The sequence below is a fragment of the Proteiniphilum sp. genome (assembly GCF_034331125.1).
Classification (GTDB): Bacteria; Bacteroidota; Bacteroidia; order Bacteroidales; family Dysgonomonadaceae; genus Proteiniphilum; species Proteiniphilum saccharofermentans.
In genome coordinates this window covers 25229-42445 of record NZ_JAXQGC010000039.1, presented here as the reverse complement: position 1 = coordinate 42445, position 17217 = coordinate 25229, and the positions used below count along the sequence as shown (strand labels likewise).

The following is a 17217-nucleotide window of genomic DNA, read 5'->3' as shown; positions in this document are numbered from 1 at the left end:
TTCTGTTAAAAACAATATCCTTGTAAGGATTTCTTCCCTGTTACGTATAATAATATATAAGAATGAATAGCTCACAAGAAATTATAGGACTGGTTGAAAAGTTTCTCTCCGACTCTATATCGAAGGAGGAAATGCGCAGGTTGCTACAAGCTTATCAACAAAAACAAATAAGCGAGAAGCAACTTGATGAATATTATGCAAGTAAATGGAGAAGTGCAGGACAATATTCATCACCATTTGCCGGTGAAAGTAGGGAGAGAGTATGGGAACAATTCCAGAAGCATATATACCAAAGGTCGCAGATGGCGCCGAAGCAGAAAAGCAGATGGCTCTTGTACGCGGGTGGGGCGGCCGTTGCGGTTTTATTTTTTATACTGGGTATATCACTCCAACTGATCCGTGAGAATGCACAGCAAGAGCTTGTGGTTACGGTTCAAAACGGACAAAAGGCAAGTGTTCAACTCCCCGACGGGTCTCACGTGCAACTCAATTCGGCAAGTGAATTGCGGTATTCCCCGGATTTCGGGAAGAAGAACCGTACTGTACAACTGGCAGGGGAAGCCTATTTTGACGTAAAAAGCAATCCGGATAACCCGTTTATTGTGCTGACACACTCCGGCTTCCAGGCAAAAGCGCTTGGGACAAAGTTCAATATCAAGTCTTATATTAACGACAAACAAATAACCGGAACGCTCATTGAAGGCAGTATTGAAGTAAGCAGTACCCAGTTTTCCGAAATATTGAGCCCCAACGAGCGTATTTCATTCGACACTAAAGAGATGATGTTCTACAAGTCCCGCATCAATAATGCAAATGAAGCTATTTTCTGGATGACAGATCAATTCGTATTCGACAAGGAAACATTAGAAAATATTGCCAAAATGTTGGAAAGAATGTATAATGTGACCTTTTCTTTTACATCATCCGACATAAAAGAAATACAATACAGTGGAAAGATAAAGAATAACAGTATGGAAAACGTATTAAACCTTATCACTATCGTTTCTCCGTTACAATATACAATAACAGGATCACACATTACATTCAGTAAAAAACAGAAATAATAATCCACAAAAATTGACGCCTATGACATAAAACAAAAAACAAAGAACTCTATGCATAACAAAGAAAACCGGAGTAATGTAACGGCATCACTCCGGCAAGAATGCAATTATGCTAACAGCACGGTAGCACTTTAATAGGTAAAAAGGCTGCAAATCGCACTCATAAAAAACAAAATTACTCAATTAGAGTTAATTCCGCGCTTGTTTATCCTTAATTATATCCTAAAACAAACTAAAATCTAAAAAGATTATCTTAATGAACGCACAAATCAAACGAATTGGCATAAGCTGTTTGCTTTTGCTCCTGTTAAATATTGGGCAAAGCATCGCACAAATAAGTATTTCTGCAACGAATACGGAAATAAATAACGTACTTCGTCAAATTGAGGAAAAGAGTGATTATACCTTTTTCTATAGTGACAATTTTCTGGATTTAAACCAGAAAGTGACTATTCAGGCAAAGGACGAAACAATTGAAAACATATTGAATAGATTGTTCCGGAACACAAATATTGGCTATCGAATTAACAATAAACAAATAGCACTGTCCGAAAAAAGCGTACAGAATAGAAATCGTGAAAACATCGCTCAGCAACAAGGCCGGACAATCACAGGTAAAGTTATAGATGAAAACGGCGATCCGGTTATCGGAGCGAATATTATTGAAAAAGGGACGACAAACGGTACGGTTACGGATGTGGACGGAAATTTCTCCTTGAGGTTAGAAGAGAATGCCATACTTCATATTTCTTACATCGGCTATTTACCACAGGATATTACCACCTCAGACAAAATGACTTTTAATATTGTCTTAGAGGAAGACACCAAAGCGTTGGAAGAATTGGTGGTAATCGGCTATGGTACGGCACGTAAGATCGACCTGACAGGTTCAATCTCTTCTTTAAGCGGTGATAAACTGCAAATGAAGAGTACACCGCAGCTTTCCAGCCAATTGCAAGGACAAATGGCCGGCGTACAGATCACACGTTCCAACGGTGACCCATCAGCCGGAGCGACCATCCGTGTGCGCGGAGTCACTACCATGTCAACCAACGACCCATTGGTGATCGTGGATGGCATACCGGGTACCCTTACAAACATTGCTCCTGAAGATGTAAAAGACATCCAGGTACTGAAGGACGCAGCATCTGCCGCCATCTACGGTTCCCGTGCGGCTGCCGGTGTTATCCTGGTCACGACAAAACGTGCCCGGAATAACGAATTCCACCTTTCATATAATGGGGAATACGGCATTAATGCACCCACAGCCAAGCCAAAATTCGCCAATGCAGTACAATGGATGAGTGGCCTTAATGAATTGGCTTTCAACGATGGGGCTTCCTCTCCTCACTCTCTTTACTCGGAAGATCTAATCAACAATTATGCACAACTGCGGGCTGAAGATCCTGACCGCTACGCAGACACCGATTTCATGGACCTGGGGCTAAAGAGCAGTACGCATCACCAACGTCATTCACTCTCACTTAGCGGCGGGACTGATAAACTGAAAACGAACTTCAGCTTTAACTACTATGATTCGGAAGCCCTTATAGATACAAAAAACTATGAGCGTTTTAACATCCGTACCAACAATGACTATACGATCAACAACTGGATCAATGCAAATGTAGACTTGAACCTGCTTTATTCTAACGCGAATGAACCACATCTCTCCATGGGTGAGCTGATGGAACGTGCACCAATCTATAACGCCTATTGGTCTGATGGACGTTTTGCCGATGGCAAAGATGGTGACAACCCCATTGCGCAACGTGATCTGAGTGGAGTACACAAAAAGCAAAACTATGGGGCGGGTGGAAAACTACAGTTAGTGCTCACTCCTATAGAAGGATTGGCTTTAACAGCCATCGTCGCTCCTCAATACTCCTTCTATAAAGGGAAAGATCATAGAAAAAGATATGAGGTCTACCGGATCACTGGTGATCCTATCCCCGGAGTCGGTTATTCCTCAACCAGCCTTAGTGAAGCGCGCAACGACAACCATAGTTTGACGAAGCAGTTTTATGCAAACTATAACCTGCAACTGAAACGCCACTCTATCGGATTGATGGCCGGTTATGAGGATTATTTTTATAAATGGGAAGAACAAGGGGCTTCACGCACCAATTATAGTTTGGTAAACTTTCCCTACCTGGACTTAGGTCCTGAAGATTATCAGTTCAACAGCGGAAAAGCCGGACATAATGCGTATCGTTCATTCTTTGGTCGTATCATGTATTCCTGGGCAGACCGCTATATGTTGCAAGCCAATATCCGTTCCGACGGCTCTTCCCGTTTTGCCGATGGTCATCGTTGGGGCACATTTCCTTCAGTCAGTGCCGGTTGGGTCATCTCTGAAGAACCCTGGTTCAATAAGAGTGTTGTCGATTTTCTGAAGCTGCGCGGTTCTATCGGACAGTTGGGTAACGAGCGCATTGGTTCGGAATTCCCCTACCAGGCAAGGTTGTCTTTCGGTACCGGTTTTATTCCCAATGCTTCTACCGGGGTTGCTGACATTGTGCAGACAGCTTATCAGATGGACTACGCGTTCAGGGACCTGACCTGGGAAACAACGACGACCTATGGTATCGGTGCAGACATCAACTTGTTAAAGAACAACCTACGTGCCTCGGTAGATTACTATTACAAAAAGACGACGGATATGTTAATGGAGGTAGGATTCCCCTCCTATTTCGGTTATAACGCACCGCAAAAAAATGCTGCCGACATGAACACGACTGGTTGGGATTTCGAACTTTCCTGGAACGACCGGATCAGAGACTTCCACTACGGTGTAAGTTTCAACTTATATGATTATCGTTCAAAAATGGGATATATGGCAGACAGACAAAGGATTGACGATAACAGAATCACCGAAGAAGGTTCTTACTATAATGAATGGTATGGTTACAAAAGTATGGGGATTATCTTAAACGAAAAGGCCATGCTGGACGAAAATGGTAATCAGATTCCCGTTCTGACCAATAATGACAAGGCCGGCAATATCCGCTACCAGGATATTGACGGCGATGGTAAAATCACCGCTTCCAACGATCGTGTACGTTTGGGCAACTCTTTGCCGGAAATGCAATATGGCGGATCCCTTTGGGGTGAATGGAAAGGGTTCGATTTCAACTTATCATTCCAGGGCATCGGACACCAACGTGCTTATTGGTCATGGCCAGGCACTCCGTTCAATTATCAAGCCTATGCCAGCCCGTTGAATCTGATCGAAAGCCATTGGAGTCCGACGGCTACGGATGAGGAAAATGCCAAAGTGAAATATCCGAAGTTGACAACCAACAATGCCAATATTTACGCCAATAGCGACTTCTACCTTTTCAACGGAGCTTATATGCGTATCAAAAACATCACATTGGGTTATACCCTTCCGTCCGAGATCACAAAGAAATTATATGTCAATCAGTTGAGATTTTATTTCAGTGCCAACGACCTGCCCGCTTTTTCAAAATATCCCAAAGGATACGATCCGGAATGGAATCGTAGCGGCGATCTCCTCTTGTCTTCTTATATTTTTGGTTTGAATGTTTCATTTTAATTAGAGAATACAGTTATGAATAAAATAAGCAAATATTTACTCTCCGGAATAGTGGCATTTGGCATGACTGCTTGTGCCAACCTTGATCTGAACCCATTATCGGAAGGATCGAGTGAGAATTGGTATCATGATGAAATCGAAATAGAAATGTCTCTCAACGATTTGTGGAGACCGGATTTTTTCCCAATTGATGCAATTTACTGGGATGACGATTTATTAAACCGGAATGGTTCTAACGAAATCACGTTAGGAACGGTAACCTCTCAATGGGGAACAGCTTCAACCCGGTGGACCTCATTATATAAATCCATCGTCCGTGCAACAAAAGTTATCAATGCGTTGGATAATGGGCTAGCAGCAGGAATAAGCGAGAGTAAAGTGAATCAATACAAGGGTGAAGCCTATTTTATGTTAGGATTCGCTTATGGCGAGTTGACGGCCTACTATGGAGATTGTGTAATTAATAAAGATATGACCTTGGAAGAAGCCTATGTAGCAACCCGTTCACCCAAAAGTGAAGTGTTGGCCTATGCCTATGAGTGTTTTGATAAGGCAGTCGAATACTTGCCAGACTCCTACAAAGCCCAACAACGGCCCACCAAAGGGGCTGCCCTTGGCTTTAAAGCCCGGTTCGCACTTTTCCACGGAGATTGGCAAACGGCAGTGGATGCAGCAGATCAGTGTATGAAATTGGATGTTTACAAATTGCACGACAACTATGGCGAAATGTTCAAAGCAAACAGTTCTCCCGAATTCATGTTCTATTTCAAAGGTGATTTGACGCTAAAGAAAGGATATGGTTTCATGTCGAATGTGCGGGATTTTGTCATTCGTAAAGTCGGTGGGCATTGCAATCAAAGCCCGTCGTTGGAGTTGCTTTGTTCTTTCACTTGTACGGATGGTTTGCCTATCGATGAATCTCCACTCTACAATCCGAAAGATCCGTTTGCCAACCGCGACCCGCGTTTAGCGATGACAATCCAGCCCTTCAAGACGAAGTACTCTTCAGATTACGCAGAATATGAAGCATCTAAAATAGATGGTACATTCCCTGAAAAATATCCGGACTACATCACGCTGGGTTATGAATACAACCCCAGTCCTTATGCCAATAAAGTATATGAAGTGGCTACTGGCAACATGGTGGTTAATAATGACTCAAAAGCTTCGAACCAACATTCAGCATACAACGGATTAATCATTCGTAAATTAGTGAAAGATGATTGGGTAGATTTCAATAATCACGGTTTAGTGGCAGACAACTGCTATCCTTACTTGCGTTATGCCGAAGTCCTGATGACCTATATCGAAGCAAAGAATGAGTTGGGACAATGTACGCAGGAAGATTTGGACAAAACCATCAACCTGTTGCGTGAACGTGCTTACAGGGGAACTGGTATCGCTTACCCACGTGTAGAAGTCGCTTCGCAGGCTGATTTGCGTAAGATCATCCGCATGGATCGCCGTCAGGAATTTGCATTCGAAGGGCTGCGCTATCGTGACCTGTTGCGTTGGCGTATCGCAGAGAAATCGCATAACAAATCGATGTACTACCTGCCCCGTGCCTGGTCCGGTTCTGCCAGCTGGAATGGTTTGACCGGCAGTGAATCAAACATTGAGCTGTCTCAGGATTTCATGACCTTACTGAAGAACTGGGACGAAGGGAACTACCCCATCGGTGGCGTACCAACAATCGATGAGAACGGCCTGCCCGACATTTCCCCGATGGAAACAGCCGGATACATCACCACGTTCTATAAAATGTCGTTCGATCCAAAGAAAAACTATCTATGGCCCATCCCGGCCAACGATATTCTGGTCAATAGCAATTTAACTCAGAATGATGGTTATTAATATTTTCTGATATTTACCCCAGTTGTAGGATCTGTTTATCCGGCGGATTTTCAGATTACAACTGGGGTGTTTTTATGTTTATCTTATCCCATTCTTTTAAAAGTATATGATTACACGACGTGATTTCCTAAAAGTAACGGCAGCCGGCAGCGCGTTGACCTCGTTAGGCAGTGTGGCGGAAGCAAAGGCCGCTATGCAGGCTATTGTTCCGGACGAAAAATTCTGCCATGAAGGTCCGCGCAGGATACCGGTGATTGCCGAAGTAGATATTATTGTAGCAGGAGGGAGCTCGGGTGCCGTTGCAGCAGCGGTTGCAGCAGCCAAAGCGGGCAGCCGGGTTTATCTGATCTGCTATATGCCTTACCTGGGTGAAGATATATGCGGCTCGTATTTATATGATCGGGAGGAGGAGGAAAAACCGCAAACAGCCCTTGCAAGCAAGCTCTTTCCCGGGAAAGATTATCCGACTCCTCTTCACATAAAGAAAACCCTGGAAGACGAACTAATTGACAACAACGTTCAGTTCCTTTACAGCAGTTATATAACGAATGCCCTGACCGACCCGGCAGGCAAACCGGCAGGATTAGTGATAGCCAACCGCTCGGGCAGGCAGGCCATCCGCTGCAAAGCGGTTATTGATGCAACACATAACGCCTCTGTCGCCGGATTGTTTGGAGCAGAACGCAAACCTTTTACCGCCGGTACACAGGAATTCTGCTATACCGTAGTAGGAAACGAAAAAAAGGAAGCTCCGGAAATCATCAAAGCCGAAGAGTTATCCCAGCCTATCAGGGTAGGAGAAAAAAGCTATCCGGTCATACGCTATACCTTCCGTCTGCTGCTTAAGGACGATTCATACGCTTCATTGGCAGAAGCCGAACAAATCATCCGCAACCTTACGTGGGATACAGACCAGGTCGATAGTTCCGATTTGCTCTGGTATATCCCGAAAGAGACAATTATTAGCGAACTGGCCTACAACGGAAATCCGGCTTCCCTGCGCAAACTACCGATACAGGCATTCAAATCAAAGAATATAGCTAATCTTTGGGTACTTGGTCTTTGCGCCGAAATACCAAGAGAACTGGCAGCCAAAGTAATGCGTCCTATTCCGGCTTTATTCATAGGAGAGATGATGGGTGAAATGATTGCCGGACAGATAAAAGATATATCCATACCTCCCCAGGCCGTTGTCCACCAGCCCAGGATTAATGCTTCAAACTACGGGCAAATAGGTGAGCAACTCTCTCCTCTGCGTCCCTCCCTCCAAAAAGGATTCATCGATTCTCCGGCAGGCGTACTCCCAGTTTTGGGTAGTTATGACGTTGTTGTGATAGGAGGCGGTACAGCGGGCGCTTCTGCCGGAATATCTGCTGCGAAACAGGGAGTCAATACATTGGTACTGGAATACTTGCATGGGCTTGGAGGATTAAGCACGCTGGGAATGATTGGTGTCTACTGGGACGGCTTCCGGGGTGGATATACAGCTCAGATGGACAAGAGCGTTCTGGCAATGGCGCCAAAAGAACATCCAAGACAGCCCAAAGGGGAAGGACGTTTCCCCGCCGACTGGAAAATGGAATGGCATCGCAGAGAATTGTTGAAGGCAGGAGGAAAACTCTGGTTCGGTGTGATGGGATGCGGAGTATTGACAGAAGGCAATCAGGTAAAAGGTGTCATTATAGCCACCCCGTTCGGACGAGGTGTTATCCTTTCCAAAGTTTTGATAGACAGCACCGGCAGTGCAGATATAGCCATTTCCGCCGGCGCGGATTTTGAATACACAGGCGAAAAAACAATCGCCGTACAAGGTGCGGGAACCGGAAAATGGGCACCGGGAGATTATTACAACAACAACGACTGGCTGTTCGTAGACGATACGGATATTCTGGATGTTTCGCGTGCTTTTATACAAGCCAAGACAAAGCTGCAAGGACAATACGACCTGGTGAAAATACCCCAGACACGCGAACGCCGTCGGATCATCGGCGACTATATTATCTCGGTTTACGACGTAATCAACCACCGCCGTTATCCCGATACGATCTCTTATCACAAAAGTTCGTTCGATACACATGGCATGATTATCGACCCCCTCTTCATTCTGAACCCACCGGAAAAGCGGCATACGATTTATGATGCGGATGTTCCCCTGCGCAGTCTTCTGCCCAAAGGTCTGGATGGTATTCTGATAACCGGACTGGGGGCCAGTGCCCACCGGGACGCCATGCCGGTGATTCGTATGCAACCCTGCCTGCAAAACCAGGGATATGCAGTCGGTTATCTTTCCGCCTTGTGCGTCAAAGAAAACAAATCCCCCCGTAAAATAGACATCAGGAAGGTACAACGCCATCTGGTCAAAATCGGCAATCTGCCGGAACGGGTTCTGACGGATAAAGAGTTCAAAGGTTTCAGTAACTCCGAAATGAAGAAAGCGGCCGCCAGCGTGACAGACAACTATAAAGGGCTTGAGATATTATTGACCGACCACGAACGTTGCATCCAACTTGTCAATAAACAGATAGCACAAGCAACCCTACCGGAGGAAAAAGTAATTCTTGCCAGCATCCTTTGTATGCTGGGACAAGGAAAGCAAGCATCGATACTGGCAGAAGCCATCCGGCAGTACAAAGACTGGGATGAAGGCTGGCACTATACTGGTATGGGACAGTTCGGCATGTGTCTTAGCCGGTTAGATGCCCTGATCACCTCATTAGGGAATGCCCGCGAAACCTCTACTCTTCCCGTCATACTGGATAAGGCCGGAAAACTGGAGCCGGAAGATTACCTCTCTCATTTCCGTGCTATCGCAATGGCTACTGAAGCAATAGGCAGCCGGGAAGCAGTTCCTGTACTTGCATCCATGCTAACGACGCCAAGTGTCCGAGGGCATTCGATCCTCTCGTATGCTGAGGCGCGCAGCAGTACTGTGCCCGACCTGAACGACACATCCACCCGTAACCGCGCATTGAAAGAATTGCATCTTGCAAAAGCACTTTATCTCTGCGGTGATAAGAATGGTATCGGAGAGGAGGTACTCCGTCGGTATGCCGACAGCCTGCAAGGCCATTACGCACGTTATGCAAAGGAAATATTAAAAAAAAGTAACTAAGAACAAATTCACAACTATTTATTAAAAAGATATTCCTATTTTTACGGTTCAACATGAAATATAAACAATAACTGTCAGGACAATTCATTTAATACCTTCAGGAATATCTTTCTGAAACTACATTTTTTTACATTAAAACAAAAATTATGGTTCCAAGAAAAATTATTCAAGCCCTAAGTCTGAGTTTTATCTTACTGATATTGAATTATTCAGCAATATTCGGACAAAATAAAAAATACGATGTCGTCATTTATGGTGGCACCTCTGCGGGAATTGCATCGGCCATCCAAACATCAAGAATGGGAAAATCGGTAGTGATCATTGAACCGACTCATCGTTTGGGAGGTTTGACAACCGGCGGATTAGGCCAAACCGATATCGGAAATAAACATGTGATCGGAGGAATATCCCGTGAATTCTATCAAAATATCCGGAAACACTATGATGATCCAAAGAGTTGGAAATGGCAGGATAGAAATGCCTATATGGATGAAGGACAAACAAGAACCGAAAAGGGTGAAGATGCCATGTGGACATTCGAACCTTCTGCCGCCCTGAAAGTGTACCATCAAATGCTTTCCAAAGAAAAAATTGATATCGTGTATGGTGAAAGATTAAACAGGGAGAGCGGCGTCACTAAAAAGGGAAACCAGATTGAATCGATTGAAATGGAGAACGGTTCAAAATATACCGGAAAAATATTTATCGACGCAACCTATGAAGGAGACCTCATGGCCGCAGCGGGAATCAGTTACCGGGTAGGTAGGGAATCCAACCGTGAGTATGGGGAAACATTGAACGGTGTACAGGCCAACAAGATCAGCGCCTCCCTCAGGTGGACGCTTTCACGAAACGCATATAATCATAATTTCATTGACAGGGTCGACCCCTATATCGTCAAAGGTGATCCAACAAGCGGACTCCTTCCCTACATCTCCGAAGGGCCTCCAGGCGTGGATGGGGAAGGCGACAATAAAGTACAGGCCTATTGCTTCCGGATGACACTGACCGACCATCCCGACAACCGTATCCCTTTCAAAAAACCTGAAAACTATAACGAGTTGAATTATGAATTGCTTTTCAGAAACTATGAAGCGGACAACGGGTCGGAGATGAATCAGATGCCTTGGATCAATTCGCCGATGCCAAACAGGAAAACCGACACAAATAACAGAAGAGGATTTTCCACAGATTTTATCGGACAAAATTATGATTACCCGGAAGCATCCTATGAAGAACGAGAAAAGATCGTACAGGCTCACAGGGACTACCAACAAGGGTTGATGTGGACACTGGCCTACCACCCCAGAATTCCTGAAAAAGTGAGAAATGCGGTATCCAGATGGGGAACATGCAAAGATGAATACGAAGAAGGAAGCGACGGATGGCAGGAACAACTTTATATAAGGGAAGCAAGACGTATGGTGAGCGATTATGTGATGACCCAAAAAAACTGCGAAGGGATAGACACAATAGAAGATCCGGTTGGCATGGCCGCCTACGGAATGGATTCACACCACATACAGAGATATGTGGATGTAAACGGGTTTGTGCAAAATGAAGGTAATGTAGAAGCACACGGCTTTTCTCCTTACTCCATCAGTTACCGTTCGATTGTTCCCAAAAAAGAAGAATGCAACAACCTGCTGGTTCCCGTGTGCGTAAGCGCTACCCACATTGCATTCGGCTCCATCCGTATGGAACCTGTCTTTATGGTGTTGGGGCAGTCAGCAGCCACCGCCGCCTGCCAGGCTATCGAGGAAGGTGTGGGCGTACAAGACATCAATTATCCGGCTTTACAAAACACTTTATTAAAAGATAAACAGATTCTGGAAATTCAAATCAATAAGTAGCTATAAATCCGAAATGAAAAATAAAATAATCGTATGAGACGAACAACGAAATTATTTTCAATCTTATTCGCAGTCTCTTTTTCCTTTTTATCCTGCAATAAGGATCCATTGAGCGCGGATGTTATCATTTACGGCGGAACTTCGGCTGCCGTAATCTCAGCCGTTGAGACCGTACAGTCAGGCAAAAGCGTGATTATTGTTTGTCCAGATAAGCACCTGGGGGGATTAACTTCCGGAGGGTTGGGATTTACCGATTCGGGCAACACCAACTCCATCGGAGGATTGGCCCGGGAATTTTACCATCGTGTTTGGCTTCATTATAATGATTCGGCAGCATGGAAATGGCAAAAGCATTCCGAATACGGGAATAAGGGACAAGGCACAGTGGCAATGGACGGGGAAAGCAGGACAATGTGGATATTTGAACCCCATGTGGCTGAAAAAATATTCGAAGACCTTATCAGGGAAAATAATATCCCGGTTTACAGGGATGAGTGGCTCGACAGGGAGTCGGGCGTGGAGGTCAACAATAACAGGATTATTTCCCTGACTACGCTCTCAGGCAAGAAGTTCAGCGGAAAAATGTTTATCGACGCTACATACGAGGGAGACCTGATGGCCACAGCCGGTGTATCTTATACGGTAGGAAGAGAACCTTGCTCTCAATATAATGAAGAGTGGAACGGTGTACAGGCCGGTGTATTTCATCACAGACACTATTTCAGTACTCCTATCGATCCGTACGTGATCCAGGGGGACTCTTCCAGCGGTTTACTCCCCTACATTTCCAATGAACCGATACAGCCCAATTGTTCGGGCGACGATAAGATTCAGGCCTATTGTTTCAGGCTGTGCATGAGCAATCACCCTGAAAACAGGGTACCTTTTGAAAAACCTGAAGGATATGATCCTGCCAATTATGAGCTTCTCGCCAGGGTTTTTGAATCGGGATGGAACGAATGGTTTGCAAAATATGACATTATTCCCAACAGAAAAACTGATACAAACAACCACGGCCCTTTCAGCTCCGATCATATCGGGATGAACTATGATTATCCCGAAGCATCCTATGAAAGGCGTAAAGAAATTATTGAAGATCATACCAATTATCAAAAAGGACTGCTCTATTTTGTATCGACCGACGAACGTGTTCCCGAAGAGGTAAGGAACAGGATGCAGGATTGGGGACTGGCTAAAGATGAATTTACCGATAATGCCAATTGGCCCCATCAACTCTATATCCGTGAAGCGCGAAGAATGGTCGGAGCCTATGTCACGACTGAGAATGAAGTCCTCGCAAAGGTGGATGTGCCTGATCCCGTCGGGATGGGCTCATATACCATGGACTCCCACAATGTGCAGCGTTACGTGACAGCAGAAGGATACGTACAGAATGAAGGTGATGTCGGGGTACATCCCGGAAAACCATACAAGATTGCCTATGGTTCAATCATACCTCGGAAGGGCGAATGTGAGAACCTTCTTGTTCCGGTTTGTCTTTCGTCCAGCCATATCGCTTTCGGCTCCATCCGGATGGAACCGGTATTTATGATCCTCGGACAATCCGCGGCGGCGGCAGCGGTAATCGCCATAGATAATAAAATCAACGTACAGGATGTTCCCTATGGACAATTGGAAAAAGTGTTGCTTTCTAAAAATCAAATTTTAAATAATTAATCGCTGAATGATCACCTTTATTGTTTCGATAACAGCCCTCGTGGCAGGATATGCTTTCTATTCAAAATACCTGGAACGAGTGATGAAAGCCAATCCTGAACGTGTTACACCTGCCACTACCCTGAACGATGGAGTAGATTATGTGCCCATGCCCTGGTGGCGTGTATTCCTAATACAATTCCTGAATATAGCCGGGCTGGGACCCATCTTTGGTGCCATTGCAGGAGCCATGTGGGGACCGGTCGCATTTTTATGGATCGTGTTGGGGACTATTTTTGCAGGAGGTGTGCATGATTATTTCTCCGGCATGCTTTCGGTCAGGCACGATGGCAAAAGCATAACCGAAATAATAGGGATTTATTTGGGAAAACAAGCCAAACAGATCATGAGAGTTTTCGCGATTGTCCTATTAATCCTAGTAGGTGTCGTCTTTGTTTCGGGACCAGCCGGTTTACTGGCCGGACTCACCCCGACGTCACTCGATTTCACTTTCTGGGTGTGGGTGATCTTTATCTATTATATATTAGCCACCCTCTTGCCCATTGATAAGATTATCGGCAAAATATATCCGGTCTTCGGCTTTGCCTTGCTTTTCATGGCAGTCAGTTTGATTGCAGCATTAATTGTAAAGGGATATCATATACCAGAACTTACAGCGGAGAATTTCAAAAATTTTCATCATAATAAAGAAAATCTCCCGATTTTCCCAATGATGTTCATTACCATTGCATGCGGAGCCATATCGGGTTTTCATGCTACTCAATCTCCCCTGATGGCACGCTGTCTGAAAAACGAAAAGGAGGGACGAAAGGTCTTCTACGGCGCCATGGTAACCGAAGGTGTGGTAGCTTTGGTATGGGCAGCCATCAGTATGAGTTTCTTCAACGGCCTGAAAGGACTCAACGATGTGATGATAGCGCAGAACGGGAATGCTGCATGGGTGGTGAATGAAGTTTCCTATTCATTATTGGGAACATTTGGTGCAATATTGGCAATTTTAGGTGTTGTGGCCGCACCTATCACGTCGGGAGATACAGCTTTTCGAAGTGCCCGGTTAACAATCGCCGACCTTCTCAAAACCTCTCAGAAGCCTATCAGGAATCGTTTGATAATTACTGTTCCCCTGTTTGCCATCGGCTTTTTGCTGACAAAAATCAATTTCGATGTGATCTGGCGCTATTTTGCATGGGCAAACCAGACACTGGCTGCAGTGGTATTATGGACCATTACCATATATCTGTTGCAGAAAAAGAAGAGATATTATCTGATAACGCTTATTCCTGCATTATTTATGACAATGGTAGTCACTACATACATCATGCTGGCCCCTGAAGGATTTTCATTGCCTAAGCCTGTCTCTTATGGGATAGGGGTATTCTTTGTTATTTTGACACTCACACTATTCTTGATTTATAAGAAGAAATCGGGATGATTCAAATGCAATGAAGGAAGTCAGGACAGATGATCAAGACTGGACATTATGTTAAACACCAAATAATAAATTACCCAAATATGCAAAACAAAGAAAACTCATTCAACCAACTATCCAGAAGAAAATTTCTTGGTACTGCAGCCATTGCTGCTACAGGGACATTACTTCCATCCGTTCTCTCTTATGGGAGTGATTCCAAAGCTGTAAGTAAAACGGGCTATGTATCTGACCGAATCCCCAACTCAAAATTCGCCGGAGTACAGATCGGCGCGATCACTTACAGTTTCCGGGATCTGAAAGGGGGTTTGGAAGCAACACTTAACGCTTGTATTGAAGCCGGATTAAGTTCTGTTGAGTTAATGGGCACAGGCGTGGAAGATTATCTCGGGGCACCGAAAAATCCGGTACAACGGCGTCCCGGACCCGACACCCCATTCACAGATGAAGAAAAGCGCCTCATCACACAATACAACAGTGAATTGAAAGAATGGAGGAAAACAAACGGAACAATAAGCGCTTATACTCAACTTCGCAAAAAATTCAACGATGCCGGTGTAAATATCCACATATATAAATGGACTGCAGGCGAAACAGAAGAGGAGCTCGATTATTCATTCAAGGTGGCTAAGGCACTCGGAGCTATCGGTATAACTGCCGAGTTGAATGAAAGAAACGCCCGTTTACTGGGTCCCGCAGCAAAAAATAATGGAATGTTCGCCATACTTCACAATCATGCCCAGTTTGCCGAACGGGGATTTGATGTTGACAAGCTCCTCTCCTACTCCTCCGCAAATAGGTTGAACTTTGATGTGGGTCATTATTTCGGTTCTACCGGCTTGAATCCGGCTGATTTCATCCGGAAATATCATGGTCGTATCTCAAGCATCCATCTCAAAGATAAAACCGGCCCCGACAACGCGACACAAAAGAATACCAATCAGGTATGGGGGCAGGGGGAAACACCTCTCGCCAAGGTTCTTCACCTTATCAGGGATCAAAAACTACCTATCTATTGCGATATCGAACTTGAATATCCAGTAGTTCCATGGTCAACTTCGGTAAAAGAAGTAAAGACATGTAAAGAATTTTGCAGGCAAATATTGATATAATGATAGTAAAATTGTAATACTTGTTTTGTGCAGAACTTCTTCAATGCGATCAGTGCAAAATTCGGGGGTAATGAAGACCCGGGCATTGGTACCACAAGCATTGTTCGAAGAGGAGACTGGAAGTTAGTATATTATTACAAGAACGAAACAATATGAAGACTAAAATTTTTGCTGCGGGACTTTCCCTCGCAGCGTTAACCCCGCTCAACGCACAGCAAAAACCCAATGTAGTGTTTATCGTTGCCGATGATTTGGGCTACGGGGATCTGAGTTGTTACGGCCAGGAAAAATTCCAAACGCCCAATATCGACCGGCTGGCGCTTAACGGAATCCGGTTCACCCGCTCGTATTCAGGAACCACCGTGAGCGCACCCTCGCGCGCCAAGCCTGATGACCGGATTGCACACCGGTCACACTCCTATTCGTGGGAACAAGGAAATAGAACCTGAAGGCCAGTTTCCGTTGCCGACCGGCATATTCACGCTGTTTCATCTGTTTAAAAATGTAGGTTATACCACCGGTGCTTTTGGTAAATGGGGATTGGGACAGCCCGGTTCTGTAGGCGATCCCAACAACCAAGGCGTAGATGAGTTTTACGGGTACAATTGCCAACTCCTGGCACATAATTATTACCCAAGCCATTTATGGTACAACCAGACAAAAATAGAGTTTCCTGAAAATGATCACGGACAATTCGGCGCATACTCGCAAGACCTGATCCAGGCAAAAACGCTGGAGTTTATCGATAAATACAATGGGGATCCGTTCTTCCTCTTCGTACCCATGGTGCTTCCACACGCCGAATTGGTTGTGCCCGAAGATTCCATCATCCAAAAATTAAGAGGAAAATTCGATGAAAAACCGTATAAAGGTACTGATTCCGGCCCCGCATTCAGAAAAGGAGGATATATGTCACAGGAACATCCGCGGGCTACACACGCCGCGATGGTAACACGTATCGACGCCTATGTGGGTCAAATCATTGAGAAACTCAAAGAGACAGGTGTCTATGAAAACACACTCATCATATTTACGAGCGATAATGGTCCCCACCGCGAGGGAGGCGGTGATCCGGATTTCTTCAATAGCAATGGCATCTACCGCGGATATAAACGTGACCTGTATGAAGGGGGTATCCGTGTGCCTACCATCATTGCATGGCAAGGCAAAATCGCCTCCGGTAAGGAGAGTAGTTTCCCTTTCGCATTCTGGGATTATATGTCTACATTTGCAGAATTGCTAAATATCCAACTACCGGAAGACAGCGACGGGATCAGTATATTGCCCACACTCCTCAATAAAAAAGGAGGCCAGCAGAAGCGCGATTATTTCTACTTCGAATTTCAGGAATTGGGTGGCCGCCAGGCGGTAATAAAAGATAACTGGAAACTGCTGCACCTCGATATCCGCCAGGAAGGGCTGTACGAACTCTATAATCTCGCGTCCGATCCTTCGGAAAATCACAATCTGCTTGATCTCTATCCTCAAAAAGCGACAGAGCTAAAAGAAATCATGAAGAAGGCCAGAACCGATGATCCCAACTGGCCGTTGTTTTAA

8 protein-coding genes and 1 pseudogene are annotated in these 17217 nt (G+C 44.9%); all 9 read left to right on the top strand.

The window, feature by feature from the left end; translation table 11 throughout:
- Window positions 1-62 precede the first annotated feature (62 nt).
- Entirely contained in the window at window positions 63-1064 is a 1002-nt protein-coding gene (locus tag U2P89_RS09255; protein WP_322191234.1) for a FecR domain-containing protein, read from the top strand.
- Between the two features lie 256 nt (window positions 1065-1320).
- Window positions 1321-4623: a TonB-dependent receptor gene (locus tag U2P89_RS09250; RefSeq protein ID WP_322191233.1), complete on the top strand. Its 3303-nt coding sequence runs from the start codon at window positions 1321-1323 to the stop codon at window positions 4621-4623.
- Between the two features lie 15 nt (window positions 4624-4638).
- The gene (locus tag U2P89_RS09245) at window positions 4639-6477 is read left to right on the top strand and encodes a RagB/SusD family nutrient uptake outer membrane protein (protein ID WP_322191232.1); all 1839 of its coding nucleotides are present in this window, start codon (window positions 4639-4641) and stop codon (window positions 6475-6477) included.
- A 106-nt stretch (window positions 6478-6583) separates the two neighbouring features.
- Window positions 6584-9589, top strand: a complete 3006-nt coding sequence (locus U2P89_RS09240) for an FAD-dependent oxidoreductase (RefSeq protein WP_322191231.1) — start codon at window positions 6584-6586, stop codon at window positions 9587-9589.
- A 146-nt stretch (window positions 9590-9735) separates the two neighbouring features.
- The gene (locus tag U2P89_RS09235) at window positions 9736-11442 is read left to right on the top strand and encodes an FAD-dependent oxidoreductase (protein ID WP_322191230.1); all 1707 of its coding nucleotides are present in this window, start codon (window positions 9736-9738) and stop codon (window positions 11440-11442) included.
- A gap of 33 nt (window positions 11443-11475) precedes the next feature.
- A complete protein-coding gene (locus U2P89_RS09230; protein WP_322191229.1) occupies window positions 11476-13119 on the top strand; it encodes an FAD-dependent oxidoreductase in 1644 nt (547 codons plus the stop codon).
- A 7-nt stretch (window positions 13120-13126) separates the two neighbouring features.
- Complete coding sequence (locus U2P89_RS09225; protein ID WP_322191228.1) at window positions 13127-14551, top strand: carbon starvation protein A; 1425 nt, start codon at window positions 13127-13129, stop codon at window positions 14549-14551.
- Window positions 14552-14631: 80 nt separating this feature from the next.
- Complete coding sequence (locus tag U2P89_RS09220; RefSeq protein WP_322191227.1) at window positions 14632-15660, top strand: sugar phosphate isomerase/epimerase; 1029 nt, start codon at window positions 14632-14634, stop codon at window positions 15658-15660.
- A gap of 152 nt (window positions 15661-15812) precedes the next feature.
- A pseudogene (locus U2P89_RS09215) lies at window positions 15813-17217 on the top strand (arylsulfatase).

Bases quoted from the DNA above. Each gene is read 5' to 3' on its own strand.
- U2P89_RS09245 (WP_322191232.1), top strand. From the start codon at position 4,639: ATGAATAAAATAAGCAAATATTTACTCTCCGGAATAGTGGCATTTGGC.
- U2P89_RS09225 (WP_322191228.1), top strand. From the start codon at position 13,127: ATGATCACCTTTATTGTTTCGATAACAGCCCTCGTGGCAGGATATGCT.
- U2P89_RS09240 (WP_322191231.1), top strand. From the start codon at position 6,584: ATGATTACACGACGTGATTTCCTAAAAGTAACGGCAGCCGGCAGCGCG.
- U2P89_RS09230 (WP_322191229.1), top strand. From the start codon at position 11,476: ATGAGACGAACAACGAAATTATTTTCAATCTTATTCGCAGTCTCTTTT.
- U2P89_RS09235 (WP_322191230.1), top strand. From the start codon at position 9,736: ATGGTTCCAAGAAAAATTATTCAAGCCCTAAGTCTGAGTTTTATCTTA.
- U2P89_RS09250 (WP_322191233.1), top strand. From the start codon at position 1,321: ATGAACGCACAAATCAAACGAATTGGCATAAGCTGTTTGCTTTTGCTC.
- U2P89_RS09220 (WP_322191227.1), top strand. From the start codon at position 14,632: ATGCAAAACAAAGAAAACTCATTCAACCAACTATCCAGAAGAAAATTT.
- U2P89_RS09255 (WP_322191234.1), top strand. From the start codon at position 63: ATGAATAGCTCACAAGAAATTATAGGACTGGTTGAAAAGTTTCTCTCC.